This window comes from Burkholderia sp. PAMC 26561 (assembly GCF_001557535.2).
GTDB lineage: Bacteria > Pseudomonadota > Gammaproteobacteria > Burkholderiales > Burkholderiaceae > Caballeronia.
Genome location: NZ_CP014309.1, coordinates 206236 through 231512, shown reverse-complemented (window position 1 = coordinate 231512; position 25277 = coordinate 206236). Strand labels below are relative to the sequence as shown.

Here is a 25277-nt window from a genome sequence, read left to right as displayed (position 1 = left end):
GGGGTGTTTGCGCTAAAACATCGCTATCGCCCCTCTCGGGGACAGCCAATGCCAAACAAGATCGCTGACGACGCGGCCGCCGCGGTACTCGTGTTACTCGTAGAAAGGATTGCACTTCGCGACGACGAGGCGCTTCGGTCGCTTTATGAACTGACGTCCCGGAGCTTGCTGACCGTAGCGCTACGTATTGCAAGAAGAAGCGAATTTGCAGAGGAGGCGTTGCAGGAAGCGTTCGTCAACATCTGGAGATTTGCTTCCGAATATAACAATAGTAGGTCTCCACCTTTGGTTTGGATGCGGGTCATCGTTCGCAATCGCACGCTTGATTATATGAGGCGCCGACAATCCTTCGCGGGCCCAGAGATCGAGTGGAACGACATCCTGGAAGACGTATTAGCAGCAGATATGGCTGACCCCTATGATTTAGCGGTTTCTGGTCAAAGGACTTCCCATTTGGCAGTCTGCATGAACAGCCTAGGAGCCAACCAGCGGCGCGCGCTAGAACTCGCTTACTTCTACGATCTAAGTCACAGAGAAGTGGCGCAGGAAATGCACGCGCCTCTTGCTACTGTAAAGGCATGGATTCGCCGTGCGATTGAAACGCTCAGGGTCGACCTGACGTTCGGGATTCAACAACCTTACTCGCTGCCAGTTGGCAAACCGGGAACAGTGTTCTTCGAGTCCCGACCTCGCGACTAAAGAGGCGCACCCCCGCGAGTAGTCGCACCCTTCTTATTCAGTTTGCTAGGGGTCGATCCGGTCCTCGTACCCATTCCGCGCCTCATTTGGACGGTGCCTCAAGATGGCCACACGACGCAGACGGCACAACGACCGAGCAGTTGGAGAATGGCGTCCGATAACACGCAAAGTTGAAAGCCGAACAAATCAGCGATCGATGGACAATCGCATAAATCGCGGGCCAATCAACGTTACCGCTTCGTGATCTAAGTTCGGAGACCTTGCCGCGCTGCACAGCCCCCACCCGCTTAACTTGACCGACACCTTCGATCAGGTCGTCGACGACTATGAAACACCTACGTCAAGCCATTCACTTCGGAGCCATCCGGTAAAGTGGAACGGCTGCCTGCCACCGAAGGCGTCAAGGAGAACACATGGCTACCTTCAAACCGGTTCAATGGCCCCACCGTGTTTGTATTCTGCTAGCCGTTATCGCGCTTGCGGGCGTCGGCGGCTGGGTGCTCGTGGTGCACGAACTCAAACTCCAAGTGGCCGAGTTACTCGGCCCGAACGGTTCCGCCGAGCACATCGAGGTGCGGTTTTTCACGGTGACTCTTACGCGCATTGCGTTACGTGGGCCACGCGCGTGGCCCACCAAGGATTTGTTCCGGGCCGAAAACGTCGTACTTAAACTTGATTGGCGAACGCTTTTTTCGCCTCGCGTGCACGCGGAATATGTATTCGTCGACCGGTACTATCTGTCAGTTGTCCGGGGCCGCAACGGTGGCATTCGTGTGTTGCCGCGCTTCACACTCGAAGAGCGAGAAGCAGATGGGCAGTCGCTGGCAGCGGCCAGGCGCGCGAACGCGGACAAGATGGTCGACCACATCGTGCTGCGCAACGGCACCGTTGAACTCGTCGATGAGGTAATTCGGAAACCACCCTATCGCATTGTCATTACAAACGCGGGCGGTGAAGCGCATCATTTGCGCCTTCCCGATCTTTCAGAGCCGACGACCATCGAACTGACCGGGTCTTTGCGCGGCCCAGCGCACGAAGGCACATTGTCGAGCAAGGGCTTGATAACTTTTGCGAACAGCGACTCGAAATTACAAACACACCTGCACAACGTCGATATCGTCTTGTTCGACCCGTATCTGATCAAGGAAGGCGGCAGCACAGCAAAGGCGCGCAGCGGCACGATCGATCTCGCATTGGATGGGAGCGTTCAGAACGGACGTATCCATGCCCCTGGCTCCCTAGTCCACTGCATCATTGACTTGGCACCGGGCGAATTCGACGGGAAGGATCGTCATATTTCCATTTGATTGGTTTACATGCCGGCCAGTCGCTCGTTGAGGAAGCGCCCCGACCAACGTGCGATGAAACGTGAGTCGCAGCCCAGTGCGCTCATGATCCCGTCGCGCGATTCACCGTCCTCGAGCATCAAGATCAGTTTTGCATGTCGCACGTCCGCCGCGCGCACCGTTCGGCTGCGTGCCGCTGAAAGTAATTGCGCACGTTCGGTATCAGTCAGATTCATTTTTCCCATGCCCTAAATTCGAACATAGACGGGGTGCCAAGTCAATGACGCAGTGGACTAGTTCTTAAAAACCTGCAACTGGCGCAAACCGAAAAAGCGGGCGACACCATTGCGTCTGTGCCGGCGAAGTCAGCCGTCGCGGCACTCAAAGATTCTACTGGGATCATCAAACTCAAATTTGAACTGGACGGCAACCTTCAAGATCCCCGGTTTTCACTGTCTCAGAGTCTCGGCGAAGAGATTTTGAAAGGGTTTCCTAGCGCGATCGCCTCAGGTGCCGGCGGGATCGCAAAAGGGGCAACTCAAGCCGTAGAAGGCATTGGGCGTAAATTGGGGAATTTGTTCTCGAAATAGCTTCCTACCAGTCGGAGTGTGCGACCGGCTGCACGTCACAACGTCAGACCAGAGATCAGGGTGCGTTCTCCTTTGTCGGCACGATACGCCATATCGCATTCCCGACATCGTCAGCAACGAGCAAAGCGCCGTCAACATCGACAGCCACGCCAACTGGGCGCCCCTTGGCGTCGCCCTTGGAATCCAAGAAGCCAGTCAGAAAATCTTCAGGAGGGCCGGAGGGTTTGCCGTTGGTGAACGGCACAAAGACGACCTTATAACCGGTGCGCGGCTTGCGGTTCCACGACCCATGCTGGCCAACAAACGCGCCGTCGCGATAGTGCGGAGGGAAAAGCGTCGCATCATAGAAAGTCAAACCAAGCGACGCCGTATGGTTTCCGAGCGCATAGTCGGGCACGATCGCCTTCGCAACCAAATCTGGACGTTGGGGCTTCACACGGGCATCGACGTGCGATCCATAGTAACTGTAAGGCCATCCGTAGAATGCCCCCTCGTGTATTGCCGTCATGTAGTCCGGCACCAGGTCATTGCCGAGATCGTCACGTTCGTTAACAGCGGCCCATAGCTCACCTGTTTGCGGTTGCCATGACAAACCATTCGCATTGCGCAGGCCGGTTGCAAAGACACGCGCTTTACCTGCTTTGACATCAAAGTCGAGGATTCGAGCACGATCCGCCTCGACATCGATCCCGTTTTCCGCTGCATTGCTGTTTGATCCGACGGCGATAAAGAGGTGAGTCCCGTCCGCACTGGCAATGATGTTTTTCGTCCAATGATGGTCGATCGGTCCAGCGGGCAGGTCTGCGACTTTCATGCCGGGTGATGTGATCACCGTTTCGCCAGGCACATAGGGGAAGCGAAGCAGTGCGTCGGTATCCGCTACGTACAGGTCGTTCCCGATCAAAGCCATGCCGAAGGGCGAATTGAGCCCCTCGATCAGAACTGTCCGGGTTTGGGCGGCGGTGCCCCCGCTCACTGCGCGCAGCAAAATAATCTTGTTCGGACTTGGCACACCTGCGCCTGCGCGCTTCATGACCTGCTTCCTCACCCACGACACGAGGCGCTTGATCGGACCACCCGTTTCGTCATGTACAGCCGGCGCGTCAGCTTCGGCGACCAGAACGTCTCCGTTTGGAAGCACGTATATCCAGCGAGGATGATCCAGATCACGGGCGAATGCGTTTACCGCGAAACCGTCGACTGCGTCGGGACGATCGTCCGCGCCGAAGCCGCGTGCGGGCGCAATGTTGACGGTCGTGAGGAGCGACTTTGTCGGTTCAGGCAAGGCAGGCGCGTCGCCATACCCGGCAACCTCTGGAGTTGTTGATGTTGCACTGCAAGCGGCCAGACACCCGAGCACTGCCAACGTCAGTGCCGTCTTCAGCTTCCAAATATTCATGTTTTCCACGACCGGTCTAAGACATAGTTTGCTTCCGAATGGACGTTAGACGACTGCGTTTGCATTTCGTTTCGATTCCATGCCGCTCCAATACAAAAACGAGAGGCAGATATGGAGACGACGTACTTAGGGATGACCATTCGGACATTGCGCGTCCGTTGCACCGGCGCGAAAAGTCGCGTTGTGGTTCAAAGAAGGTCTTTCTAGGCACTCCTGCACTGCCCACGGGACCAGGAATATAGGCGTTGAAGGGTTGCGGCGCTACGGAGGGCACGTCTTAAAAACGCCGTTAACGAATCAGATAATGAACTCAGCAAGAGACTTTGTATTTCACCGCCCTCGTAAAATCAACAAGTTCTTCACCTTGCGCAATGCACCTGCGCGGTTACCCAGTACAAGGAGAGAACTTGCAACATCGACCGAACTGGCGGAGACCAGATCCGTGCCGCAAAGTAGGCCAGCCGATCCGATAACGATTCTGATTTCTCGGTCTAGCTCGTGAATGTCAATGATCGAGCCGCGTTCTACCCGATTGAGCAAGGTCTGGACAAGCACGAAGAGATCATCATCTCCGTTTAGACGACGCGGATCTATCATGGTCGCTCCGTAGCCGCATTGTTCGCCCAATCCCATATGTCAGAATACCCCAAATGCTGTCCGATCTCGGGAGCGCAAATGAATGCTGACAACGATCCTTACTGCGTCGCTCTCGGCGCTTCAGGCAGCGAAGGTCTCTCCGACATCATTGAGTTGCTCAACGCATGGCCGAAAGGCGTGCACGCTGTTTTAATGGTCGTACTTCACCGGTCAAGCGACGACCACAGCGATCTGAGAGCGGTTCTGGCTCATCGCTGTCCAGACTTACACGTAGAGATTGCTCGCGACGGTCAGGTTCTCGTACCTAACGTCTGTTACATCGGAATGCCTGACCGGCCTTTGACGCTGCTCGACGACAGGTCCGCGTTTCTGATCGATGGATCGAACGACAGGTTAAGAAACCGAACGGTAGATGCGCTGTTTCATTCTATTGCCGAAAACATCGGCAAGCGAACAGTGGGCATCGTGTTATCAGGATCGCTGGACGACGGCTCTCGCGGGCTTGCAGCGATACACCGGGCGGGTGGCTTGACGATGGTCTTGGATCCTCAAAACAAACCCGTAGGCATGCAGCAAAATGCGATTGCTTTTGATGGCCCGATCACCTTCGTGGGCAACTCAACCGAAATTGCACAGGTCTTGGACGGCCTATTACCTCGGCAAAGCCATCGGGTTCATCGTTGATCGAACAACGATGCTGAAAGTCGGGTGAATAGCTGATAATGGCGCAGGCGCAGATCCGCCGCTCGGCAACATACAAATTTCCTTAGCATTGAGACTGACTGATATTCAGAACTCGCGAGCGGTCATTCAGGCTCAAGGCGAGACACCCAGGCGACTGATGCCTCTCATGGCGGCGATCCGCAGCCGCGTCCTGCAAGAGACTTAGATGTCGCTCCAAAAAGGTCAGTCGTCAAAACCTCGCTGGACATTTATGTTCAGCCGACGGTTGTGTGCTGTATTTAGCCGTGCTCGTCAATCCATTTCTTGGCCCAAGCGAGCGCTTCCTCGACCGCCTCTGACTCAGTCGTATACACCTCAAATCTTCCCGACGACGTCACAATTTTGTGCCTGAGCGATACAACGCCATAAGCGCTGAACGTTCCATCTGTGTTTGCATGCGGCTGAGCCGACACCACGTAACCGCTGTACGGCTCCATTTAGCCTCCCGTTAGCACTTCGAAGTTGTTAAAACAGAATTTTCGGATAAATGCACACCGGTTACTCGTCGTTCCAATCAAAGGAGTCTATTTGCCGTGTTGCCTGATTACGAGCTTCGGCTGCGGCCTTATTCGGGTCGGTCGCGCGGAGCACTTTCCAGAAGATCTTTCCCCTCGGAGACCACCTTCGCGTTTCACCCACGCATCATATACAAATAGGGTAGGCCGCTCCGGTCGAACGCTGATCGTCACATCGTACGTAAGATTGTGTCCGCCGCTCTGTGAATATTGAAAGTCCATCGCGCCCCCAAACAGGAGATGATCATAGCGCGAAGCAATGAATGTCAATGCGGCGACCCTGCATGGCAGCTATTTCAGCGTACCGACTCGGCTCAGAGCGGCTGTTGAGTGGGATCTTATGTCCAGTTGGCGGGGGCGAACCTCCCCGAACCGCATCTTTGCGAAGGTCGTGATGGACAGATGAAGGGGTATATTCTTTTAGCCGCCACCTGTATTTTGCTTTATTTAACTCGATTTCAGGAGGGACACTGTGCTGCATACGTTTCTGTCAAATAATCGTAATGATCTGATTGCGCGGTGTCGCGCGAAAGTGGCAAGCCGACCCGCTCGTGACGCCTCAGAGCAGCAGTTAGAAAACGGTGTCCCCTTGTTCCTTGATCAGCTGATTACGAAGCTGAAAATTGAGCAAACCGACAGCCCGTTGGAAAGCCGACTGGTGTCAGGCCCGGCTGATGGCAATCAAGCATTTTCAGCGATCGGCGGGTCTGCGGCTTCAAATGGGCATGAGCTGCTGAAGCTTGGGTTCACGGTTGACCAGGTTGTGCACGACTACGGAGATCTTTGTCAGGCCATCACCGACTTGGCACAGGAGCGGGATGCGCCATTTTCAATTGATGAATTTCGGACACTGAATCGCTGCCTCGATAATGCGATAGCGGATGCGGTAACAGAATTCAGCTACCGACGAGATTTCATTGTTGCGGGTCAACACGCGGCCGAGAGACCGAAAGACATGGGTCGTTCGTCCACGAACTCCGGAATTTCCTTCACACGGCTACGCTCGCATTTACCGCGGCAAAAACCGGAAGCCTTCCGCTCTTTGGTGCAACTGGCACCGTACTGGAACGGAGCCTACAGGGCCTTGGACGTCTGATCGACCACTCGATGACCGAGGTAAAAAGCGCAGAGCAAGCGGGCGCAAAATGGAAGCTTTTCTCACTCGACGAATTTATTCAAGAAGTGAGAGTCGCTGCTAACTTGGCCGCGCAGGTCCGGGGGTGCAGTTTTTCGGTAGCGTCAGTCGCTCCGAACCTTGCGGTTAGCGGCGATCGAGACTTACTGTATTCTGCCGTGAGCAACCTTCTCCAAAATGCCTTCAAATTCACCAAACCACATACCGACGTGACGCTTCATGCTTATGCCGTCGCGGATCGGATCCTGATCGACGTCACGGATCATGGAGGTGGTCTGCCAGCTGGTGCAGCCGTGAAACTATTCATGCCTTTTACGCAATATGGTGAAGACAGATCGGGTCTAGGACTGGGACTGTCAATTGCCCGACGCAGTGTCGAGCTTAATGATGGGGTGTTGAGCGTCCGGGACGTGCCGGGAGTAGGCTGCATCTTCACAATTTGTCTTCCACGGCACGCAATAACAAAGACGTAATCGTTACCGTCTATTTCGCTGGCTGGATGGCATTTGCAGGAAGGTGGCGACTGCCGCATCACCCCAACAGACAATGGCGAGGAAGCTTGACGGCAAGCGTTGTCGATCCGTCACGGCACTCGACTTCGAGTGTGCCGCCATGTGTTTGCACGATCGCTTTGGCGATATACAAACCAAGCCCGACTCCAGCAGCGGTGCCCTTCCTTGCCGTGCTGGCCGAGCGAATAAGTGGGTCGAATATCTTGTCGATTTTGTCGGCGGGGATTTCGCCGCCGTTCGAAACGGACACTACCACTTCGTGCTCCTCGCAACGTGCCGTCAATACAGCACTCCCAGTGCCGTGCTGTGCTGCATTCACCAGCAGGTTCGTGAGCAACTGGCCCAATCGTGCCCCGTCCCACGTGCCGACCATGATGCCATCGTATCGTTCGTCGACTTGGAAAGATGGATAGGACGCACAGACCTCTTCGACCGCTTGGTGACTGATGCGCCGTAGATCGTCCGTCGTTGGTGTCATGGGCAGCATATCGCCTAAACGGATACGGGAAAAATCCAGCAAGTCGTCTACCATGTGCTTCATTCGATCGGCACTACGAAGCACCGCAGCGGCGGCCTTCGTTGAGGATGCGCCCAGCGCCTCATCTCGAAGCGGGTATTGAGCCGAGTTGTGTATTGCGCCGAGCGGGGAGCGCAGATCATGTGCCAGAATGCCATTGAAAAGGTCGCGCAGGCGATTTGGCCGACGCCGAGTACTTCGCGATTGACTCAGTCAACGCTTGATCAATAGCTTCGTTGAAACGAACTATCTGATCGATCGTTTCTTCATTGACACGATACGGTTGTGCCTGCCAATGACGAATCACGGTTGCCCTGAGCGCGCGATATTCCGAAACCAATTCTTCGAGCGTGAATCCATGGGCTAAACGGTCGTCTGCGTGTGTTTTTGCGACATCAACTATTTCGGGCGCGTGCTCCAGCCCCTCGCCTTTCGACTTTGCGATTTGCTCGTCGGCACTCTGACCGGTGCGCATATCATGAGCGATATGAAGCAAGATTTCACGAGCGGAGTTGCGGCGCTGTTGATCAGAGAGCTTTTCCGGAGCAACACCTAGGCGACGGGCGAACTCGGACCAGTCTTCGAGAATGTCGTCGACCTTCTGTTCTATTAGTTCGGCCAATACCATGCTGAGTCCTCCGGGTGCGGTCTGTTTGCGAGACGGCGAGGCCGTGTATGTGCAGCGAACGTGATGACTAGCTATGAACGCATGGAGCGCACCAGCAGGTTACGCTATGTTGTAGTCCAGCGGACTTGAAGCTAAGAGGCAGGAAGTCTTGGGTACGCCGTCCTCGCTCTTAATTTGTAAGGCCCCCATACTTGTCCGTTAGAGATTACGGGTTATTTGCCCTTGCGTACACTTCCGGCTAACACAATTGACTAAAAAAGCAAGACGCCCGTACTCGATGCAACCGAAGCCGGGCGGTTGCTCGGTCAGTAACGCGGGTTTCAGACAACGTCGTCTCCGGCGGCTATGCCGCCTTCAACTCCTCACTACCAGCCAAGATAACTGCCGTTACACCGGACAGGATGATTGTCGCGGCGCAGGGCCCAAGGTACGAAGTCATGTCTTCAATGCCCCAACATCTTCGCCATCACGTAGTGAAAACTATCCAATGGTAGACTGCACAACATGACCGCAAGGACTGTTACGAATTCGGACAGCTCCGGCCGCCTTGCAAGCCCAGATGCCTTCGTTGCTTTCCAATCCCTAACACCTTGCTGAATCGTCCCACGCCGAACTTCTTTTGGGTTCGATCCCGTGGGTGTTAAATTACTTTGCAGAATGTCATTAAATTCGCGGTTGGACCGAAGGTCGCCTGTTATATTGTTTCGGCCGAGAACAGATATATGCTAATGGTTCGAACATCAAAAACATAAGCTTGGGACACGCAACTCTTTCAATTTCACCCACTGAATTGCGGAGATGGCTTGCAAGTTCCACAAAGAGAAGAAGGCTCAATGCTGCCTTCACGTAGCTTCTTGGCTACTCGTCGAATTCTATATGCCGCGCTCGCGATATCGACCGTGGTTCCATTAGTCCTGGTCACTTCGTACGGCTACTACGATTACCACCGTCGCTTCGCAGACGCGAACGATTTGGTTGACCGAAATTCCCGTGTTGCCGACGAGCAGGCTTTGAAAGTTGTAGACTTAAATCGCGAGATGGGAGCGCGGATAGTGGAACTGTTGGGAGAAGGCGATGACATGACTCTTAAGGATAGCGAAGATGTTATCCATCGTCAGCTTGAAACAATAGGGGGTGCGTTCGCCCAAGTCGCCGCTATTTCAGTTATTGGGAAGAACGGGGCACTTCTTGCGAGCAGCAAACATTATCCCGTACCTTCTATTTCGATTGAGGACAGGGAGGATTTCGTCGCAGCGCGGAATATTAGGCCCGAGCCCTACTTCTCGTTGCCTGTGCTCAGCAAAATTTCGAAAACTGACGTGTTTACGACCAACATGGGACGCTCGAGCTATGACGGAACGTTTCTTGGTATCGTTTCAATCGCACTAAAAAGAGAGTACTTTGAAAGCTTCTACAACGAACTTGCGAACGACGACGCAGCGGTCACCATCGCGCTTTATCGACAAGAAGGCGGGGTTTTGGTCCAATACCCCGATACGAAGCCAACGCCGCTAGGCACGGCATCAGATTCGGCTCTAACAACGGCTCTGCAACACAATGCGCCATTCGGTCAGTTACAGGTAGTGTCGTCCGTCGACGGCCTGGAGCGGGTTGTCGCATTCAGGCGCGTTGGCGACTACCCACTTTATGTTGCCAGTGGCTATGAAACACAAGCGATAACATCCCAATGGCGTGCGCATTTTATCTTCGTCCTTCTCCTGACCGCGCTGCCTTGTGCAGGCATTTGGCTGCTTGTGGGATTTTCACTTCGTCGACTGGAAGCCGAGAAGAAAGCTTGGAACAGTTGGCAGGCTGAGGCCATCAGGCGAGAACAGGCCGAAGCGTCAGCGCGCCAGCTACAGCGGATGGGCGCACTCGGAAATTTGGTTGCAGGCATCGCCCACGACTTCAATAATCTGCTTATGGTCGTGTCAACGAACGTCGCCTTGGCCACGAGCAAGCGGTTTACTCACATCGAGAAAGAGGTTCGTGCGGTGGAAAGAGCCGCGCTGGGCGCAGAACCTCTTGCTCGGCGACTCATGAGCGTAACTCGGAAGCAGCCGCTCAAGCTCGAAACTGTGACCCTGTCGACGTGGTTTCCGGCTGCAAAAAACCTCATCGCTGCCGCGCTGGGCGGACGGGTTCATTTGACCCTCTCCATTCCACGCGACATTTGGAACGTCTGCGTCGATAAGACCGAATTGGAGTCGGCCATCGTCAACATCGCGGTGAACGCAAAAGATGCCATGCCCCACGGCGGACGCTTTATTGTTCGATGCCAGAATTCGCAGCTCTCCGCTAATAACAGTCTGCCGCTGGACGGAGATTACGTTTCGATATTCTGTTCCGATAACGGCGTCGGAATGAACGCTGATGTGCTTCGCCGTGCGTTTGAGCCGCTTTTTACGACTAAGGCGCAAACGGCGGGCACCGGACTTGGGTTAGCGCAAGTTCTTGCTGCTGCTGAACAAGCGGGTGGTACCGCACGCATTGAGAGCCTCGTCGGAAAAGGAACTACCGTTAGATTGTACCTGCCGCGCCATCACGCGAAATCATCGGCCCAACCACTCGTTCATATGCCCGATACCGAGAAGGTTATGCGCGACACATCCGTACTCTTGGTAGAAGACAATGCCGAAGTGGCGGCTGGTGTATTGGCGGTTCTCGAAATGCTTGGATGCACGGTTAGGCACGAAGTGACCGCAGACGACGCAGTTGCGATTTTGAACGGGGGGATGACGTTTGACCTCATCTTATCGGACATTCAGATGCCTGGAATGATGAACGGCATCGACCTTGCCGAGCATGTACGCAGTACTTGGCCAGCGCGGAAAATAGCGCTCATGACAGGATATGCTGACGAGATTGACCGTGCTCAGCATGCGGGGGTGAAAATCTTGGCGAAGCCGTTTGACTTGGACGAACTCGAAACGCTCGTCGCAGAAAGCCACGAGTGAATCCGAACTAGAATCCTAGGCCCTCGCTGTCGCTTGGGATGGGCCAAGTGGCGATCTCGCTCAGGATGTTGAAGGTCCCTTTTTGGCCGCTCGCTGTCTGATGCAGTGAGCATACGTGGCTTACAGCTTGCAAAGCCCGACGGGGGGAAGCCGTTTCAATCATTCGATTATCCGCTAGGCGGTCATTCAAGTTGTGTCAGATTCGGCTATCCCGCGCGGATCTCCCGCTGAGCCAAGAACGTTCCGTTGGGCTGGTGGAAGACGATCTTCGTTACAGGCCACCTTCGTCGCGAACAAACTCGCACTGTAGCCTTACAGCTCGCGAATCGCTCAAAGCGGTGTCCAATGGCCTCGCATCCAGAGCCTGTGATCGCCTTCCCAGCGGTAATGTCCTTCGATCCCGCGATAGCCGGGGGACAGGGGCCGCGGGCACAACTTCAACGACAGGTTCAGGACGAGGCGGCTGAGCGGGCTTGACGACGCACGCGGATAGGCAGAGCGCGCCAGCCAGCACAGGACACGGGCTGGTTTTTCGAAAAATTGGTTTTACTTGATTTCTAATCTCTTCCGTAAGTTCTTGACCTTATGGAACACTCCGCATAACTCAAAGCTTGGTACCGTCGCTCGCCCGCGCGCCGCACACCCCTTCCGGGTTTTCAGTCTGAAGCTAACGCGTCGATTTACCTCCATCAGCGCGGTGCGATGGATCAGTGGGTGCTCGTAGAAATCGACCCGTCGATCTGCTCGTACGCGAACGTCCGGGAGTCGCAGTAATTCGACAGGTTTTGCTCCAGGCGTGGTGCTGGAACACATCTACCGACAGTCGATTAAAGACGCTCCTTCGCGAACTCACGTGTTAGCACGACGATCCTAACCAATGCCGCGCAGTGGGGCGAATACGGCCGACTATTTATTCGATATCGCTGGCCGCGCGATTCGCTGTTTCTCTGTGCGCCTAAGGCTTAAGATGCATCGCCGCTTTGGCCTCGCGGCTCATTCGACGGGTGCATCGCATACGAAATGGGCTGCACAAGAGGATGTGTTCTTCGGTAACGCAACCAGCCAAAGCGGTCCGCCAACACGACCTGGCGACGAAACGAGGCACCCAGCGATCGTCGCAGACATGATTAGCATCGACGGAAACAACCATCGGGTGCCGACGATGCGGATCTTTCATATGCCGCTCGGTTTGCAACCGGTGAGCGCGTCTTTATTCGTGTTGCTCCTTTCGTTGCTCAATCGCTTCGAGAACGGCATCCGGATTGGTCGCCGCCTGCAGGGTTTCAGCGTGTTGGTCGTGCCGATCACGCACGTTAGGAAGATCGCGTCGAAGCTCCTCAAGCAGCATGATGATCTTGGTGGTTTTCTGTTCGGCCAGCAGATTGATTTGAAGTTCGAGATGCGCGCGATCCTCTTCGACACGCGCCAAGCGATTTTGCCGAATGAGCACCGCCATCGTGATCAGGACGCCGATGAAAGTGACAATGCCCTGCAACAAAGAAAACGGCGGTTCGTCGAAGTAGCGATAGCCCATATGATGCAGAAAGACATCGCTGATGATCCAAGCCAAGCTTGCGCACAAAAAAGTAAGTAAAAAGCGTGGCTCACCGAAAAACACGCTGACTCGCTCGATCGCTCTTTGTAGAACGGTGCGCTTCGCGTCTTCGCGTTGAGCAAACTGCGACACCTTCTCCAGATTTTCATGGATCGCTTCAGAAATATTCTTGATGGTGCCGTTGTCGGGCCGTGTATCGGTTGTCATGTCAGCGCGGCGTTCTCGGGTGGTGGTGGTGGCCAAGTCCGGGGGGAGTTCTTTGCACCTCCAGCGCGGGAGGGCATCGGAGCCCTTCGCCCGCTTTCTCGGCATATGAAATCTATCTGTATTTATTTTCGTTAAACATGGGAACAAACGCCGGGCGGGTACGTACGTTGCAATTACTCCAGCGACTTGCTCGAGGTCGGTACCCGGTGTTCCGCCACATCAATAATTTAAGAGACACATTCATGCGCTTACTCACCACACAAGATGGACTCCCCCGCGTTTCATGGGGCGCTGTCATCGCCGGCGTGATCTTGTCATTAATCGTCTATTTGATCCTGACTGTTTTGGGCGCTGCGATCGGCACGTCGATCCTATCACCCTTGGCGCAACCTAATCCGTTGCATGGTTTTGGCTTCGCGTCCGGCGCCTACATGATCATCATGACGGTGATCGCGGTGTTCGTCGGTCCTTATTTCGCAGGGCGCTGCGCCCCGGTACTGGGTTGGTTACATGGTTTGTTGGCATGGGCCGTGATGATATTGCTCTCGCATACGGCGCTACTTCGTTAGTCGGCAGCGCAGTCAGCGCGGCAGGTAGCGCCGCGTCTACGACGGCAACCGTCGGCGCAGCCGCTGCCCCGAGGGCTGCAAGCGGGGTCGACGTGGGTGCGCTCAAACAACAGGCCCAAAGCGCTATTGCCTCTGCCACCGCCGAGGCATCAAGCCCGCAAGCCGAAGCGGATGCACGTCAAGCAGCGGATACAGCCGCACGCGGTGTGGCGCGCGCATCGTGGTTTTCGTTCGCCGCGCTCGTTGTTGGCGCAATCATAGCGATCGCATCGGGTGGTGCTGGGTTCCGTCATCAACCACCGTTTGAAGACGCCGGCGGATCGGCTACGGACGATGTCGCCTTGCGCACTGGCACGCGTCGTGTGGAGCCCTCAAATCGTCAAGCGCGGTAAGCCTCGTGCTCACAAAGCTTCACCCAGAGGTGCTTTATGGATGATACGAACGCATCTACGAACATGCGCGACGATGAATACGCGTCTGTTTTGCCTCCCGCGGTGACCAAGGCAGTGGTTGGACGGTTAAGCGCTACAGAGGAACGTTTGGCGGTGCGAATCGAAGAACGCGAGGCGGGTTCGGTTCGCGTTCGAACGGTGACGCATAAAGAGCTGAAGGAAGTTCCAGTGGTTTTGCAAAGCACGTCGATTCACGTTGACCGCGTTCCGGTGTATCGGTTTGTCGATGCGACGTTTGAACCTCGTCAAGAAAGGCGATACGCTGATCGTTCCCGTCTTTGAGTACGTCCCGGTGACGGAACTTAGGCTGATGTTGAAAGAAGAGATACACGTTAAGAGCACCGTCACATCGCAGGAAAGCGTGCATCAAGCGGAGGTGCAGCGCCAGCATGTGGTTATCGAACGTCGGATAGGTCCCGACGGAGAATGGATCGCGGAAACTCCCGCCGATTCCTTCGGCTCCCAACGCCGGAAATCGCTTTAGATTACTTACCCGCTGACGCATCAACCCATCTATCGGCGATTCACGCCTAGTCTCAATACTCTTTTTGGAGCAAAACATGTCACAAGTTCTTGTAGGTGTTTTTAATTCATTCGATGAGGCAGATCAGGCGGTTGTCCGCCTCGAACAATCGGGAATTGCCCGTAGCGATATGGAAGTTCACGCGAGCAACTTGGCTGGTGACACGACCGGCACTTCGGGTTCCGGGACCCTTGGCGCTACCGATCATCAGGTCGTATCCGATCGGACGGTCCCCAACGATGGCGAAGGTGTGGGCGTTATCGCCAAGATCGAACACTTTTTTGGCAACATGTTCGGCGGCGACGAGCATCCAGAAGAAGTTGGGCACTACAAGGAAGCTGTTCGCCGGGGCGGTGCGCTGTTGACGGTGACGGTGGTCGATGAAGCACATGTCGTCCTGGTTCGGTCGACCCTACATGAAGCGGGTGCCGTCGACATCGATGAGCGCGTCGCGCATTGGAAAAGTACCGGCTACGCCGGCTATGACGCAACCACGCAACCCTATACAGACGACGAAGTGAGTGCGGATCGTCAGGCGTTTTCTGTCGTGCGCGAATCGCTTGATGTAGGTAAGCGGGAAGTGCAAACGGGCGGAGTACGCGTTTATTCCCGTGTCACAGAAACCCCAGTCACAGAAAGCGTCAACCTGCGCGAGGAGCACGCGACAATCGAACGGCGGCCAGTGGACAGAGTCGCTACCGCTGCTGATCTTCAAGGCGGCTCAATCGAAATCCGTGAGACGGCTGAGCACGCGGTCGTGGCGAAGACGGCGCACGTGATCGAAGAAGTCGTAGTAGGACGCGAATCGTCAGAGCGCACCGAAACGATCAATGAAACGCTGCGCGGCAACGAAGTGGAAGTTGAGCGGGTGCCCGGTGACAAGAGTGCTTTGAAGTCCACGCCGGGAGCGGCTGTGGCAAATGACGGATCAGCGCCTGTCGACCCGCTCAAGCCGTTGTAATCACGGCACCCGTGCGCTGGCATGGCGCGCGGCGCCGGAGTTTTATCAAACGCACCGTTTTTGGTGCGTTCGCCGATCAACCAGAAATGGAGCAGAAAATGGATACGAACAAGGCAGAGGGAACGGTTCAAGAAATCGCCGGTAAGGTGCAGGACGCAGCCGGCGGGGTGCTGGGCGACACCGGCACACAGGTCGCGGGCAAGGCGCGCGAACTTAGCGGTAAGGCACAGCAGCTCTATGCGGACACGACCGACATCGTGCGCGACAAAACGACGGAAAGCCCCTTCACCGCCCTCGCCATCGTGGGCGGCCTGGGCTTTTTGCTCGGCGCAATGTGGGCGAGTGCAAATTCGACACCGACGCAGCCATATCCAACGCGGTATCGCGGCAGCGACAATTACTGACGACGCGGCCGCGATGGTCGGCCTCACATCGCGGCACCGCTGGTGATTCATCAAACCGGGTCTTCGGTACGCAATTCAAGGCAGAAAACATCGATGTCAATCCATTCGAAAATCACGCGTTGGCGGAACGTTGGACAATTTTGTAGCGCTCGGGTCGCCGATTACGGTGCGCTTTTCCTGGTCGAGTTGGCGCAGACCAAAGCCAAAGTGATGCGCGAACTTATTGCGATGGTGGCACTTGCAGTTGGCGTCCTTTTCACGCTGTCGTTTCTCTGTTTTGCCGTCATCGCTACCGCTTGGCAAACCTCGTATTTTCTAGCCGTTGTTTGGGGCATCGCAGGGCTTTGGCTGCTCGTCTCGATCGTAGCGTTTCTGGTTTTGCGTGCTCAGAAGCCTGTCGAGTCCTTCAAAACACTTCAAACTGAAATACAAGACGACGTGGCAGCGATTAAGGAGGCATTGAAATGAGCTCGATTGACAGCAATTCTTCTCAAACGACGATACTTGCACGCATGGCGGCGACTCGCGCCGAACTAATTGCTGCAAACCACGTGAACACGCTGATCGCCAGTTCGCGGCGCAGCGTGCAGGCTCCTGCCATCCAGGAAGGCCCCCTTTTCTTGCAGTCGCCCTATGCTGGACTGATCGCCGCCGCGTTAGTTGTTTCCGCGGTTTTAGGACCTGCGCACTTGGTCAGAACCGCAGCGCGAAGAGGACTGACGCCGTGGATCGCGAGCACTGCAAGATCACTCGTCGGCCGCTAATCGATAGTGGTTCAAATTGACTCACGTCGAGGTTATGGCTGCCGAGCAAGGCGTTGACAACAGTTGAGCGGCGCAACGCGCATTGACTGTGGTGATGCGGAAGGCACGGGCTTTGCGCTTATCTTGCTGCTGCGGCAACTGCTGCGGACAAAAATTCGGAGGCGTCAATGAGTTCGTTCATGAAGAAGGTCGCAGCTTCAGTTCTTATCCTGGGGCTGTCGAGCGGTGCGTTTGCTCAAGCGGGCGGTGGCGGCGGAGCCGGAGCAGGTGGTTCCGGAGGCGGAGCGGGAGCCGGAGGGGGCGCTGGGAGCGGAACGGGTGGTGGCGGTGCCGGGAACGGAGGTGCTGGAGGGTCCGGGGTTGGAATGAGTGCACCTGGGCAGTCCGGAAGCAATGCGAATTCAGTGCCGGGAAACACCGCGACAGGCGGTGGGCAAGGCTCGGGCACGGGAGCCAAGCCAGGAGCGTCGGGTATGAACAAATCGAATCAGAAGCCGGGCAATACACAAGCAAATTGAGTAGCGTCGCCGGGTTTTCCTCTTAAGCTCGGCACTTCACCCTACAAAAATTTAACGCAGCTGCATATTGTTTTTTAATTAACGCAGGAGTGTGTCGTGGACATATGCTTCGGGATCTTCATTCACCGCGTGGACCCCAGCTACGTGTGCCGCTTCAAAGTAGGCAAACTGAACAGCAAGGTCATGCCGGCTTTGTGGGTCGGAATGTTGACGAAAATCTGTCTTGCTCTTGCGCTCTTCGTCGCCATATGGTCACTGTTCGCCTCGTTGACGTCAGCAACAGCTTGATACCATGAATCTGTGCCGGCGTGATATTTCGCAACATGGGCGACCGCATCGCGGATCTCGCTATGGTGTTTGATCGCATCGAGTGTCTCGTCCTCGGGTCCTGTCGTGTCACCTACTCCAGGACGGCTTGCAGCCAGTCGACGTCGTTTCGTACCTGACGGTTGATCAGGCGTAGCGTTGGTGTGGACATGGTCGTAGCAATTTCGGCGATGTGCGCGGCATCGATTGCCGACCGTCTCTGCGCGTATGTCGAAAGACCGCTTTGCGCCCGAACCGGGGAAAATTTCGAACCGGCGAAGCGGCTACCGCCAATCTAGCGGCTTCTGGCGGCGCCCGACAAAGGGTAACGGTCGAACCTATCGAAAGCCGCTAACGCGAGACGGCGTAATGGAAATCAGCCTCATGAAGAGGAGTCCCCCGCATTCATTTTTTGAGCGCAGATAACGGGTCAAGAATTCCGCGTGCTCAGCGACGCGCCAAGCACTCGGCCGCAACACGGTCCGGCATTATGACTATGCGACAGGTTCCCGCGCGGAAGAGCGTCTGTCAGTAGCGCAAAATCTGCGACGCGCCGTTCGCGATCACGAATTCTGTCTGTATTTCGAGCCTCAGGTCAACGTCCTGACAGGTCACGTAGCGGCGGTGGAAGCCCTGATTCGATGGTTCGATCCAGCGCTCGGCCCGATCTCTCCGGCGGAATTCATCCCGCTTGCCGAGGAGTCCGGCCTGATTGTTCCGATCGGCGAATGGGTGATTGCCGAACTTTGCCGCACTGCGGTGGATCATCGAACTCCATTCACTTTACATACAGCATTGTGGAACGGCACCTCTTAACACCGCATCGGCATGCGTAGGTCGCTTTCAGCGCTTTGCTGGGTCGGCTTCCAGCATCCAGACGATAATCGATGAAAATTTCGTCGCCGACTTTGATCTTTTTGATCGCACGGATATATACGCGATCGTTGTCCTGCTCGGCCTCGCAGTTCGGTGCGCAGCTGTGATTAATCCAGCGCGCGGAGTTGCCCGCAACAGCACCATCGATCACGCGGCCATCGCCGATCCCGAAAAAGAAAGTGTGCCCCGCCTCCGCTTCTGATCGGGCAAACCGTCGATTTGCTTCGCGTTCAGACAGTACCTCGCCCTTGTATTCGAGCAAATAGTCGCCACGCGCCATGACCGCCGACGCGAATACCCCGCGCCCGTGAATGGCTGAACGTCGTACGTAAAACCTGCGCATGCCCCTGCTCCGAAAATGGTGCTTGACGAATGGCCCTCCGATGCAAAATCATACCGTTCTGAACGAGATTACAGCACGGGGCTCATGCGACCACGCACCTATTATTTGAAACGCCAGCCCGCTCGAGGGGCGCTGGTTCGTTATGACGACCGTGTGGCTGAGGTATTGGGTGGTGCCAGGGGCAATCGGGTCATGATCAGATCCGTGCACGGGGACGGGACGACGCGGATCACCGCGGTGAAGTGGCGAAATCTTGTGGCGCTAGGTGCATCCCTTTTTGAGTGATTCAGGATTAACGCATTGTTCCCGCAAGTTCGCAAAGGCTCATTCTTCAAGGACAAGGTCCAATCCGAAGCATCAATTAGGGGCGTTATGTCGGAACATACGTCGACTCTGGTTAGGTAAGTCACTCAGTTGTGGTCAGCTCTCACCTCTTCTCCGAATCGTGCCAAATCTAAAGTTCACCTGCGGTCTAAGGCGTTGGCACGCGTCGGCCAGATGATCCGCGTTTTCGGAGAATCAATCCGGAAAGCATGCTTTCGCCAACGAGGTAAGCTTCGACGCACGGACCCACACATCGCATGCTCGATTCAGGGAGGCAAAACGGTATGTTGGAAGCGAAAACAGCAGAGTTAGAGCAGATCGGCACGCCTCAGTGGACAGACAGCGAGGTTGAACGATATTTGCGGACAGGCGAATACGACGGTTTTTTCGTAGGATGGCCGGGTTCTAACCTGGCTGATATAGCGACACGTGCGTCGCAGCGTCTTCGAAGTGCACTTGTAACAGAGACGATGCGGCGCTCGAGAGGCTTCGAGTCTGTCTCGCGTCTCCCAGTTGACCTCTACGTATGGAACAGTGAAAAACTCAAGCCTATGGTGGATGGTCTCTTCAACCCGAGTGAACGCGCGACCGTCATTCGCCTGCTTTCAGATAACGTTGTATTTGTCACCCGAGCTAACCTGGAAAAAATCTTAATGGCTGAACGGTGGCTTTCTACAGCTTGGGATGTGGCCAACATATTTTTGGAGAGCGTTAAGGCCCCGACGCTATCTGGACAGCCCTGCAATATAGTCGGCTTGAGCCAAGAAACGAGGTGCTACGTGTCGATGGATTACTTTGACGAGACCGACCCATTTGCCGATTTCGTCGTCCACGAGGCTGCGCACGTCTTTCACAACTCCAGACGCGTGGCTTGTGGGCTGGCCGCAAGCGCTCGCACCGACTACATCCTCGACATTGACTATCGTATGCGGGAGACGTTTGCATACGCCTGCGAGGCATGGAGCCGGATCAGTTCGGCCGCCGATTGTCGTGGTGATCGAAAGGCGTTGATTTTGCAGCATGCCGATAGGGGGTTGCCGAGCGACGACCGAGTGAACCATGACGAATACCTCGATGTCCTTTTTGACGCCGCTCGCGCTCATAACGGTTGGCAACGGATCGCCAAGCGGTGCGAACCAAGACAGCGAGCTTCCAAATCGTTTCAATCCGCTGTCGACTGACTTGGCAAGCTTCTCGGACGTCGGCAGCGCCTAGCAACCTAGAGCCACCCGGCTTAGGAGGAAAACGTAGTGGCTGCTCCAGCATATATCTATACGATTGCGTGCGTTGCCGTGATGCTGGGCGAACCGGAGGCCTGGTTGGAAGAAATCACGCTCATGAATCTGGAACCGGAAGACGGGCGTCTACAGATCGTCGATAGACTCGATCCAGATCGCGCGGAATCGAACACGGTAACCGCATTTACGGAAGCGGGTATCGAAGCTTTGAGAGAGGCCATCGCAGAGGTGAAGCAAGGTCAACGCCGCACGCTTTAGTCGCGCTTGTGCTGTTAGCTGACGGGAACGTAACCTGCGCCTCAAAGCGACCTTTGTCTCGCTCTCCGGCTCAAGATCGCGATCCCGACGGTCGTATCGCTCGGCAATGCTGAGCTTCGCTTTAACGTCGCGCCGCGTTTGCTGCGTCGATGACAACCGCTAAAGTTCTCCGCGCATCTTCAAGCTCCTGAACAGGGGCGGTCAACCGGGCAAGCTCAAGCGCAGAGGCTTGTCGTTCACCCGGTTTAGCGAGATGCGCTTCTATGGCAGCAGATGCTGCCTGTACCTCACGTGCAGCTTCCGCCATCCTTTTAAGCGCCTCGGCTTCACGTTCATTAAAACTCTCGTTTACCAACGGTAATCAGCCTTCAGAGATGTAAGAGACTAGCGGGTGCTGTCCTGCGTGATCAGCTCGACAGGTGTTAGAGCGATGTGTATCCGTACATGCTACTCTTGGTCGTTCTATCTACTGCAAGCATCCATGGACGCCAACACGATACGCCAGTATGCCGCTGCGGCCGTTATCTTGGCGTCGGGGCGCGACCACATGGCAGTCGTGCCAAGGCTCTCCGAGATGGTTCTGACTGGCCGACGCCAGCACCGTGACGCTGTTCCTAAGCTAATGGACGAGTAATCATAACGAACGACAGGCCGGAATATATTGGCCCGCTCACGACCAGCCGCGCCTGCATGTCGGCGACCAGCGTCCGACACTCATGACCACGACGGTAGGAAGTTTAGTCAATCGCTACCGCAGTCACGCAGCTCCGATCGCTGTTCCGCAATTCGACGAAATTCCATGATTTGCATGTCGGTTGAAGCTGCCGCATCTCTCCCAAACCTTGTCAATCCACATATGGCCGGAACAAAACGTAAATCCACCCGCCCGAGTGTTATTCGTAAGCCACTGAGCAAGTCCGCGCTTTTGCCGATGTCGGCGCAATCAGCACGGGAGTTGTCGCTCGCTCATCATCTTGCGCTAGCTGCCTGTCGTGGTGAGCGCGCGAATCGGCACCAAATCAACGAGTTGGTCCGTTCGGTCTATATGGCCTACTACCTTCAACGCATGGGGTTCGGTGAGGTGCCGTTTGAGTGCTATGAGCACGCAGAAGCGGCGTTCGAAAATGCACTAGCAATTGCTGAAAAAAGTGCCAAGTGGACAATCCACGAGCAAGACGCGCCTGTGATCGAACGCGTGCTTGCGCTGCACGACCAGCAATTGAGTGAGGCGCCGATGCACCGGGTGGTGGAAGCTGAAAAACAGTTGCGTCAATTTTTGGCCGGCGAAAGCGCCTCGCCGTTGGTTCGCCCGAACCCGAAATAGCGGATGGTCTCCTTTTGAATGAACGCAGTGTGCTTTTAGACATGCCGCATACTAAACGTGTTGGCCGCGCTAGCGAGACGAATGACTTACTGCTGATGCGCTGGATCGGTTTAGGTCTCAATCAGGTTGACGAGGAGCGCCAAGAATTGGCCCCAACTCGCCCTTCGGATTTTCGTCACGCTCTTTTGGCGGCAGAGGTTGATCTAGGCCGGGCTCCACAGGACTTGGAATGGCGTCACCGACAGGTTTGGACACTTCCGTCGGCGGTCGCCCCGGGTCTGCGTCGCGTGTGCTAGTGGCCATAACATCCTCCGTTCGTTAGGTTTTCCTGATTGTCGCAAGAAGAATACCCGCTGCAAAGCGGTCAACGACCAGGGCAGGATAGGTGAACACGGTCACGGTCAACGCGATTCTTTCCGGGACAATACATCGTTTATAACTCGTCAACTTTTTCTTCGTTCGACAATTGCGACTCGCGCCGAATCGACCGAAGTACTACTTATGGCACGATAGACGAATATCTAAGCGAGATTTCCCTGCGACGCACGGCGACCGTCGATGACATTGCAGCCGTGGCACCCTTCCTGAGTTCGCCTGCCGGTCATAACATCTCAGGTAGTGCAAGACAAGCGCTATATAGGTGAGCCGATAAGGAGTTCGTATTCCGGCTCAAGGCATACGTCGTCAAGTGCCACCGTTTGTAAGGCTCCTTCACGTTTTGCCTCGGGACGAGGATCGTAACGCGCGTCGAGATAGATCGGCGCGTCTGTGCGCAGCGGCAGGATCGTCACCATGAGCGGTACGGACAACGCGTCATTCGGAATATCTGAAAGCGAAATCCGCCACGGCAATCCGTTAAAGAAATGGTCGTCAATGAGCGTAGTGCCTGCGAACAGGCGTCCAACGTCACCTCGATACTGGATCGACAAATAAACGTTGCTCAAGCCATCAAGCGCGTTCCGGGGCAGATTGATCTGCCATGCCGCCGATCTGCCGAAAGCTTCGGGCGCAGGTTCAACACTCGCGTTCGCTGGGCCACCCTTCTTTATTGGCGGCACGTTCTGCGCCTGCCGGAGCCCAATCGTTTGAACATCAAACGACCTCAAGTTGAATTGCGCTGCGTAACTATCGAACCCGTCGCCAGTTGCCTCACGCGTAAGCGGAAGCGTTGCGGGTGGTATGACCTGTAGCGGCGGATAAAAGTCGACTTGCAGCGCCGTATTCGTCGTGCGAAGCACGATCTGATTGTTCAACACGAACGCTTCGGCGTTTGTTCGCACGAGCCGCCGCATGCCTTGAAAAGGCAATACAGATGTGCGCTCGGCATCGTGCGCTGAAAGAAGAAGCAACGTAAGGGTGTGACCGTGCGCCGTGATGACCTTGATGCGAGCACCCGGTATCAGGGTCACGACTAGAGCGCCATCAAAAAGCCGCAACTCCGAATCCGGTAACAACTCGCGCAACGTCTCAGGCTCGAAAGCGAATTCAGCCGGAATTCCCTCGACCGCCCTAAACACAAAAATATCGCCCTCCGGTGTGGCAAGGCGAGTCATGGGCTGCGCGGTCGCATAGCGTAGCTCTGCGTCGATCATCTGAAATGCGACAGGCCATACAAAGTAGACACCCGATCTGACGTCGACGCGGCAACTCGGTAATAACACTGTGCGGTTTTTCAGCCGTACCGAGAAGCGCACGCCCTGTTGAGTCGGCATCGCGTACTGCCGCACGTGATTGTTCACAAAAAGGAACCCGCGCTTGCCATCGGAGCGCGCCGAGAACCGTAGTGTCTCAAGGTCATTGGCCCCTTTTGGCTGCTTAGTGGGCGCTTGAACTGCGTAGGTTGCGAGCATTTCGCCCCATTCATGCAAAAACGCATGCATCGGACGCAACTTGCCGAGCACCGGATGTGCTTCGCCATTTGCGCCGTATGGCGCCTGAAAGTCATAGTTAATGATTGGCAGATCGTTCCATCCGCCAGTTGCAGTGGACTCTTGGCCTTCACGCTCACCCGGCGGGTTGCGACCACCGTGAAACATGTAATAGCCGTAGAGATTCACCCCCGACCCAAGTTGAACTGGCAGCATCGCAGCGATGTCGTCCGCATCGATAACCGGGCGCCGCCGGTACATCGTCGGCACGCCTCCCCCGTATTCAGCGCCAAGGAACGGCGTGTCGTTGACGACTTTGTCGGCGTCGCCTTCGCCTGCACCTTGCGTCTGCGCGCCCAGGTCCCCGCCCACGCGGCTCGTGAATCGGAAAGCATAAACCTCATTGGGAGCCGACATAGTTGGCGAAATGCCCCAGGGAACATCGGGATACCCGCCGAAGACGGGAGTCACCTCGCCGTGTGGAAATACCGCCTGGTCCCAACCCGTTACGGTATAGAGCGGTGTATCGAGTCCAGCAGCAAGCGCGAGGCTTTTTAGCTTGGCAATGTGTGCGGAACCTTGCCCCGGGCCAGTCAAGTTGTACTCGTTCTCGATCTGTACGCCGATTACCGGTCCGCCGTCCTTCCACAGTTCACCGTGCAACTGCTCCGCAATCTGCTGGTAAAAACGCTCAACCAACCCAAGATAGAGCGAGTCGTTTGATCGGGTGGGCGTTTGGTCAACAACCCATCCCGGTATCCCGCCAAAACGCACTTCTCCATGCGCCCATGGCCCAATGCGTGCAAACATCAGCAAGGCATGCCGCGCGCATGCCGCTACAAAGCGCCGCAAATCACGTCGCCCGCGCCAGTCGAAGCGGCCCGGCTCAGACTCGTGATGGTTCCAGACGACATAGCTTGCGACAATGTCGATGCCTGCGGCCTTCATTTTCGCCAGTGCGCCATCCCATAAATGTTCGGGCACCCGCGAATAGTGAAACTCGCCCATCACGGGGAGCCACGGCTTGCCGTCACGAAGAATGTACCGATTGTTGATATCGATCGTTGCACCACCCGGCGCCCGGTTCGTTCCCAGCCGAAGCAGCCCGGCGCGCGGTGGATCGATTGGCGCACTCACGTCTATCGTAAAAAGCGTTTGCACGTCGGAGGACGTCGGCAGCGAGTAAGCATCAACAGGCGCACACAGGGAAGGTCGTGCTCGGCTTGCAG

At 55.8% G+C, this 25277-nt stretch carries 25 protein-coding genes and 2 pseudogenes; 17 read left to right on the top strand and 10 right to left on the bottom strand.

From position 1 onward, the window contains the following. The first annotated feature begins 48 nt into the window (after window positions 1-48). A complete protein-coding gene (locus AXG89_RS27855) occupies window positions 49-699 on the top strand; it encodes an RNA polymerase sigma factor (RefSeq protein WP_062173740.1) in 651 nt (216 codons plus the stop codon). 413 nt (window positions 700-1112) lie between these two features. After that, the gene (locus AXG89_RS27850; protein ID WP_062173741.1) at window positions 1113-2006 is read left to right on the top strand and encodes a DUF748 domain-containing protein; all 894 of its coding nucleotides are present in this window, start codon (window positions 1113-1115) and stop codon (window positions 2004-2006) included. 5 nt (window positions 2007-2011) lie between these two features. On the opposite strand, the gene AXG89_RS27845 is transcribed toward AXG89_RS27850, so the two are convergent. From AXG89_RS27845 to AXG89_RS27830, 3 genes are all read right to left on the bottom strand, one after another. Continuing rightward, complete coding sequence (locus AXG89_RS27845) at window positions 2012-2221, bottom strand: hypothetical protein (protein ID WP_236873508.1); 210 nt, start codon at window positions 2219-2221, stop codon at window positions 2012-2014. A gap of 409 nt (window positions 2222-2630) precedes the next feature. Beyond that, window positions 2631-3974, bottom strand: a complete 1344-nt coding sequence (locus AXG89_RS27835) for a PQQ-dependent sugar dehydrogenase (RefSeq protein WP_062173745.1) — start codon at window positions 3972-3974, stop codon at window positions 2631-2633. A 330-nt stretch (window positions 3975-4304) separates the two neighbouring features. After that, window positions 4305-4571: a hypothetical protein gene (locus AXG89_RS27830; protein WP_062173746.1), complete on the bottom strand. Its 267-nt coding sequence runs from the start codon at window positions 4569-4571 to the stop codon at window positions 4305-4307. A 78-nt stretch (window positions 4572-4649) separates the two neighbouring features. Between AXG89_RS27830 and AXG89_RS27825 the strand changes: the two genes are divergently transcribed. The 3 genes from AXG89_RS27825 to AXG89_RS44430 all read left to right on the top strand — a co-directional run bounded on the left by AXG89_RS27825 (window position 4650) and on the right by AXG89_RS44430 (window position 7417). Beyond that, a complete protein-coding gene (locus AXG89_RS27825; RefSeq protein WP_062173748.1) occupies window positions 4650-5255 on the top strand; it encodes a chemotaxis protein CheB in 606 nt (201 codons plus the stop codon). A 1026-nt stretch (window positions 5256-6281) separates the two neighbouring features. Continuing rightward, complete coding sequence (locus AXG89_RS44435) at window positions 6282-6905, top strand: hypothetical protein (RefSeq protein ID WP_306299790.1); 624 nt, start codon at window positions 6282-6284, stop codon at window positions 6903-6905. Between the two features lie 11 nt (window positions 6906-6916). After that, window positions 6917-7417: a sensor histidine kinase gene (locus AXG89_RS44430; RefSeq protein ID WP_306299791.1), complete on the top strand. Its 501-nt coding sequence runs from the start codon at window positions 6917-6919 to the stop codon at window positions 7415-7417. A 58-nt stretch (window positions 7418-7475) separates the two neighbouring features. Here the strand turns inward: AXG89_RS44430 and AXG89_RS27810 are convergent, their stop codons facing one another. The 3 genes and pseudogenes from AXG89_RS27810 to AXG89_RS27805 all read right to left on the bottom strand — a co-directional run bounded on the left by AXG89_RS27810 (window position 7476) and on the right by AXG89_RS27805 (window position 8601). Next, the gene (locus AXG89_RS27810) at window positions 7476-7988 is read right to left on the bottom strand and encodes a sensor histidine kinase (protein WP_162916132.1); all 513 of its coding nucleotides are present in this window, start codon (window positions 7986-7988) and stop codon (window positions 7476-7478) included. A 24-nt stretch (window positions 7989-8012) separates the two neighbouring features. After that, window positions 8013-8090, bottom strand: a pseudogene (locus AXG89_RS44925) (hypothetical protein); the annotation flags it as partial. Between the two features lie 22 nt (window positions 8091-8112). Beyond that, window positions 8113-8601 carry an RsbRD N-terminal domain-containing protein gene (locus AXG89_RS27805; RefSeq protein WP_062173754.1) on the bottom strand — a complete coding sequence of 163 codons (489 nt, stop codon included), beginning with the start codon at window positions 8599-8601 and terminating at the stop codon, window positions 8113-8115. A gap of 833 nt (window positions 8602-9434) precedes the next feature. On the opposite strand from AXG89_RS27805, the gene AXG89_RS27800 reads away from it, so the two are divergent. Further along, complete coding sequence (locus AXG89_RS27800; protein ID WP_062173756.1) at window positions 9435-11558, top strand: hybrid sensor histidine kinase/response regulator; 2124 nt, start codon at window positions 9435-9437, stop codon at window positions 11556-11558. A 1210-nt stretch (window positions 11559-12768) separates the two neighbouring features. Here the strand turns inward: AXG89_RS27800 and AXG89_RS27790 are convergent. Next, on the bottom strand, window positions 12769-13356 hold the full coding sequence (locus AXG89_RS27790; protein WP_162916133.1) for a DUF1003 domain-containing protein: 588 nt from the start codon (window positions 13354-13356) through the stop codon (window positions 12769-12771). Between the two features lie 206 nt (window positions 13357-13562). On the opposite strand from AXG89_RS27790, the pseudogene AXG89_RS27785 reads away from it, so the two are divergent. The 8 genes and pseudogenes from AXG89_RS27785 (at window position 13563) to AXG89_RS44915 (ending at window position 18633) form a co-directional block, all read left to right on the top strand. Then, window positions 13563-14281, top strand: a pseudogene (locus AXG89_RS27785) (hypothetical protein). A gap of 36 nt (window positions 14282-14317) precedes the next feature. Further along, window positions 14318-14623 carry a DUF2382 domain-containing protein gene (locus AXG89_RS44920; RefSeq protein ID WP_082771632.1) on the top strand — a complete coding sequence of 102 codons (306 nt, stop codon included), beginning with the start codon at window positions 14318-14320 and terminating at the stop codon, window positions 14621-14623. Then, on the top strand, window positions 14577-14825 hold the full coding sequence (locus tag AXG89_RS27775) for a DUF2382 domain-containing protein (protein WP_162916135.1): 249 nt from the start codon (window positions 14577-14579) through the stop codon (window positions 14823-14825). Before AXG89_RS44920 ends, AXG89_RS27775 begins: the two co-directional genes overlap by 47 nt. 76 nt (window positions 14826-14901) lie before the next feature. Beyond that, window positions 14902-15825 carry a YsnF/AvaK domain-containing protein gene (locus AXG89_RS27770; protein WP_062173762.1) on the top strand — a complete coding sequence of 308 codons (924 nt, stop codon included), beginning with the start codon at window positions 14902-14904 and terminating at the stop codon, window positions 15823-15825. Window positions 15826-15923: 98 nt separating this feature from the next. Continuing rightward, the gene (locus AXG89_RS27765; RefSeq protein ID WP_062174121.1) at window positions 15924-16229 is read left to right on the top strand and encodes a CsbD family protein; all 306 of its coding nucleotides are present in this window, start codon (window positions 15924-15926) and stop codon (window positions 16227-16229) included. Window positions 16230-16322: 93 nt separating this feature from the next. After that, complete coding sequence (locus AXG89_RS27760) at window positions 16323-16697, top strand: phage holin family protein (protein ID WP_062173764.1); 375 nt, start codon at window positions 16323-16325, stop codon at window positions 16695-16697. Next, window positions 16694-16993, top strand: a complete 300-nt coding sequence (locus AXG89_RS27755; protein ID WP_062173765.1) for a hypothetical protein — start codon at window positions 16694-16696, stop codon at window positions 16991-16993. Before AXG89_RS27760 ends, AXG89_RS27755 begins: the two co-directional genes overlap by 4 nt. Before the next feature lie 1349 nt (window positions 16994-18342). Continuing rightward, window positions 18343-18633: an EAL domain-containing protein gene (locus tag AXG89_RS44915; protein WP_082771634.1), complete on the top strand. Its 291-nt coding sequence runs from the start codon at window positions 18343-18345 to the stop codon at window positions 18631-18633. Here the strand turns inward: AXG89_RS44915 and AXG89_RS27735 are convergent. Then, window positions 18596-18973 (bottom strand): SET domain-containing protein, encoded by a 378-nt coding sequence (locus AXG89_RS27735; protein WP_335671991.1) that lies wholly within the window; start codon window positions 18971-18973, stop codon window positions 18596-18598. The genes AXG89_RS44915 and AXG89_RS27735 overlap by 38 nt on opposite strands. 671 nt (window positions 18974-19644) lie before the next feature. On the opposite strand from AXG89_RS27735, the gene AXG89_RS27725 reads away from it, so the two are divergent. The 3 genes from AXG89_RS27725 (at window position 19645) to AXG89_RS27715 (ending at window position 22180) form a co-directional block, all read left to right on the top strand. Beyond that, on the top strand, window positions 19645-20541 hold the full coding sequence (locus AXG89_RS27725) for a hypothetical protein (RefSeq protein ID WP_062174123.1): 897 nt from the start codon (window positions 19645-19647) through the stop codon (window positions 20539-20541). 69 nt (window positions 20542-20610) lie between these two features. After that, window positions 20611-20856 (top strand): hypothetical protein, encoded by a 246-nt coding sequence (locus tag AXG89_RS27720; protein ID WP_062173773.1) that lies wholly within the window; start codon window positions 20611-20613, stop codon window positions 20854-20856. Between the two features lie 799 nt (window positions 20857-21655). Next, window positions 21656-22180: a hypothetical protein gene (locus tag AXG89_RS27715; RefSeq protein WP_236873509.1), complete on the top strand. Its 525-nt coding sequence runs from the start codon at window positions 21656-21658 to the stop codon at window positions 22178-22180. Between the two features lie 117 nt (window positions 22181-22297). Here AXG89_RS27715 and AXG89_RS43480 read toward each other — a convergent pair whose 3' ends face one another. Together AXG89_RS43480 and AXG89_RS27705 are read right to left on the bottom strand one after the other, a co-directional pair. After that, window positions 22298-22483 (bottom strand): hypothetical protein, encoded by a 186-nt coding sequence (locus AXG89_RS43480; protein WP_082771636.1) that lies wholly within the window; start codon window positions 22481-22483, stop codon window positions 22298-22300. Window positions 22484-22812: 329 nt separating this feature from the next. Next, window positions 22813-25185 (bottom strand): beta-galactosidase, encoded by a 2373-nt coding sequence (locus AXG89_RS27705; protein WP_236873510.1) that lies wholly within the window; start codon window positions 25183-25185, stop codon window positions 22813-22815. Between the last annotated feature and the right edge of the window lie 92 nt (window positions 25186-25277).

Excerpts from the sequence above, each read along its gene's own strand:
- AXG89_RS27855 (WP_062173740.1), top strand. The coding sequence starts at position 49 with ATGCCAAACAAGATCGCTGACGACGCGGCCGCCGCGGTACTCGTGTTA.
- AXG89_RS27850 (WP_062173741.1), top strand. The coding sequence starts at position 1,113 with ATGGCTACCTTCAAACCGGTTCAATGGCCCCACCGTGTTTGTATTCTG.
- AXG89_RS27845 (WP_236873508.1), bottom strand. The coding sequence starts at position 2,221 with ATGAATCTGACTGATACCGAACGTGCGCAATTACTTTCAGCGGCACGC.
- AXG89_RS27835 (WP_062173745.1), bottom strand. The coding sequence starts at position 3,974 with ATGAATATTTGGAAGCTGAAGACGGCACTGACGTTGGCAGTGCTCGGG.
- AXG89_RS27830 (WP_062173746.1), bottom strand. The coding sequence starts at position 4,571 with ATGATAGATCCGCGTCGTCTAAACGGAGATGATGATCTCTTCGTGCTT.
- AXG89_RS27825 (WP_062173748.1), top strand. The coding sequence starts at position 4,650 with ATGAATGCTGACAACGATCCTTACTGCGTCGCTCTCGGCGCTTCAGGC.
- AXG89_RS44430 (WP_306299791.1), top strand. The coding sequence starts at position 6,917 with ATGACCGAGGTAAAAAGCGCAGAGCAAGCGGGCGCAAAATGGAAGCTT.
- AXG89_RS27810 (WP_162916132.1), bottom strand. The coding sequence starts at position 7,988 with ATGGTAGACGACTTGCTGGATTTTTCCCGTATCCGTTTAGGCGATATG.
- AXG89_RS27805 (WP_062173754.1), bottom strand. The coding sequence starts at position 8,601 with ATGGTATTGGCCGAACTAATAGAACAGAAGGTCGACGACATTCTCGAA.
- AXG89_RS27800 (WP_062173756.1), top strand. The coding sequence starts at position 9,435 with ATGCTGCCTTCACGTAGCTTCTTGGCTACTCGTCGAATTCTATATGCC.
- AXG89_RS44920 (WP_082771632.1), top strand. The coding sequence starts at position 14,318 with ATGGATGATACGAACGCATCTACGAACATGCGCGACGATGAATACGCG.
- AXG89_RS27770 (WP_062173762.1), top strand. The coding sequence starts at position 14,902 with ATGTCACAAGTTCTTGTAGGTGTTTTTAATTCATTCGATGAGGCAGAT.
- AXG89_RS27765 (WP_062174121.1), top strand. The coding sequence starts at position 15,924 with ATGGATACGAACAAGGCAGAGGGAACGGTTCAAGAAATCGCCGGTAAG.
- AXG89_RS27760 (WP_062173764.1), top strand. The coding sequence starts at position 16,323 with ATGTCAATCCATTCGAAAATCACGCGTTGGCGGAACGTTGGACAATTT.
- AXG89_RS27755 (WP_062173765.1), top strand. The coding sequence starts at position 16,694 with ATGAGCTCGATTGACAGCAATTCTTCTCAAACGACGATACTTGCACGC.
- AXG89_RS27735 (WP_335671991.1), bottom strand. The coding sequence starts at position 18,973 with ATGGCGCGTGGCGACTATTTGCTCGAATACAAGGGCGAGGTACTGTCT.
- AXG89_RS27725 (WP_062174123.1), top strand. The coding sequence starts at position 19,645 with ATGTTGGAAGCGAAAACAGCAGAGTTAGAGCAGATCGGCACGCCTCAG.
- AXG89_RS27715 (WP_236873509.1), top strand. The coding sequence starts at position 21,656 with ATGATTTGCATGTCGGTTGAAGCTGCCGCATCTCTCCCAAACCTTGTC.
- AXG89_RS43480 (WP_082771636.1), bottom strand. The coding sequence starts at position 22,483 with ATGGCCACTAGCACACGCGACGCAGACCCGGGGCGACCGCCGACGGAA.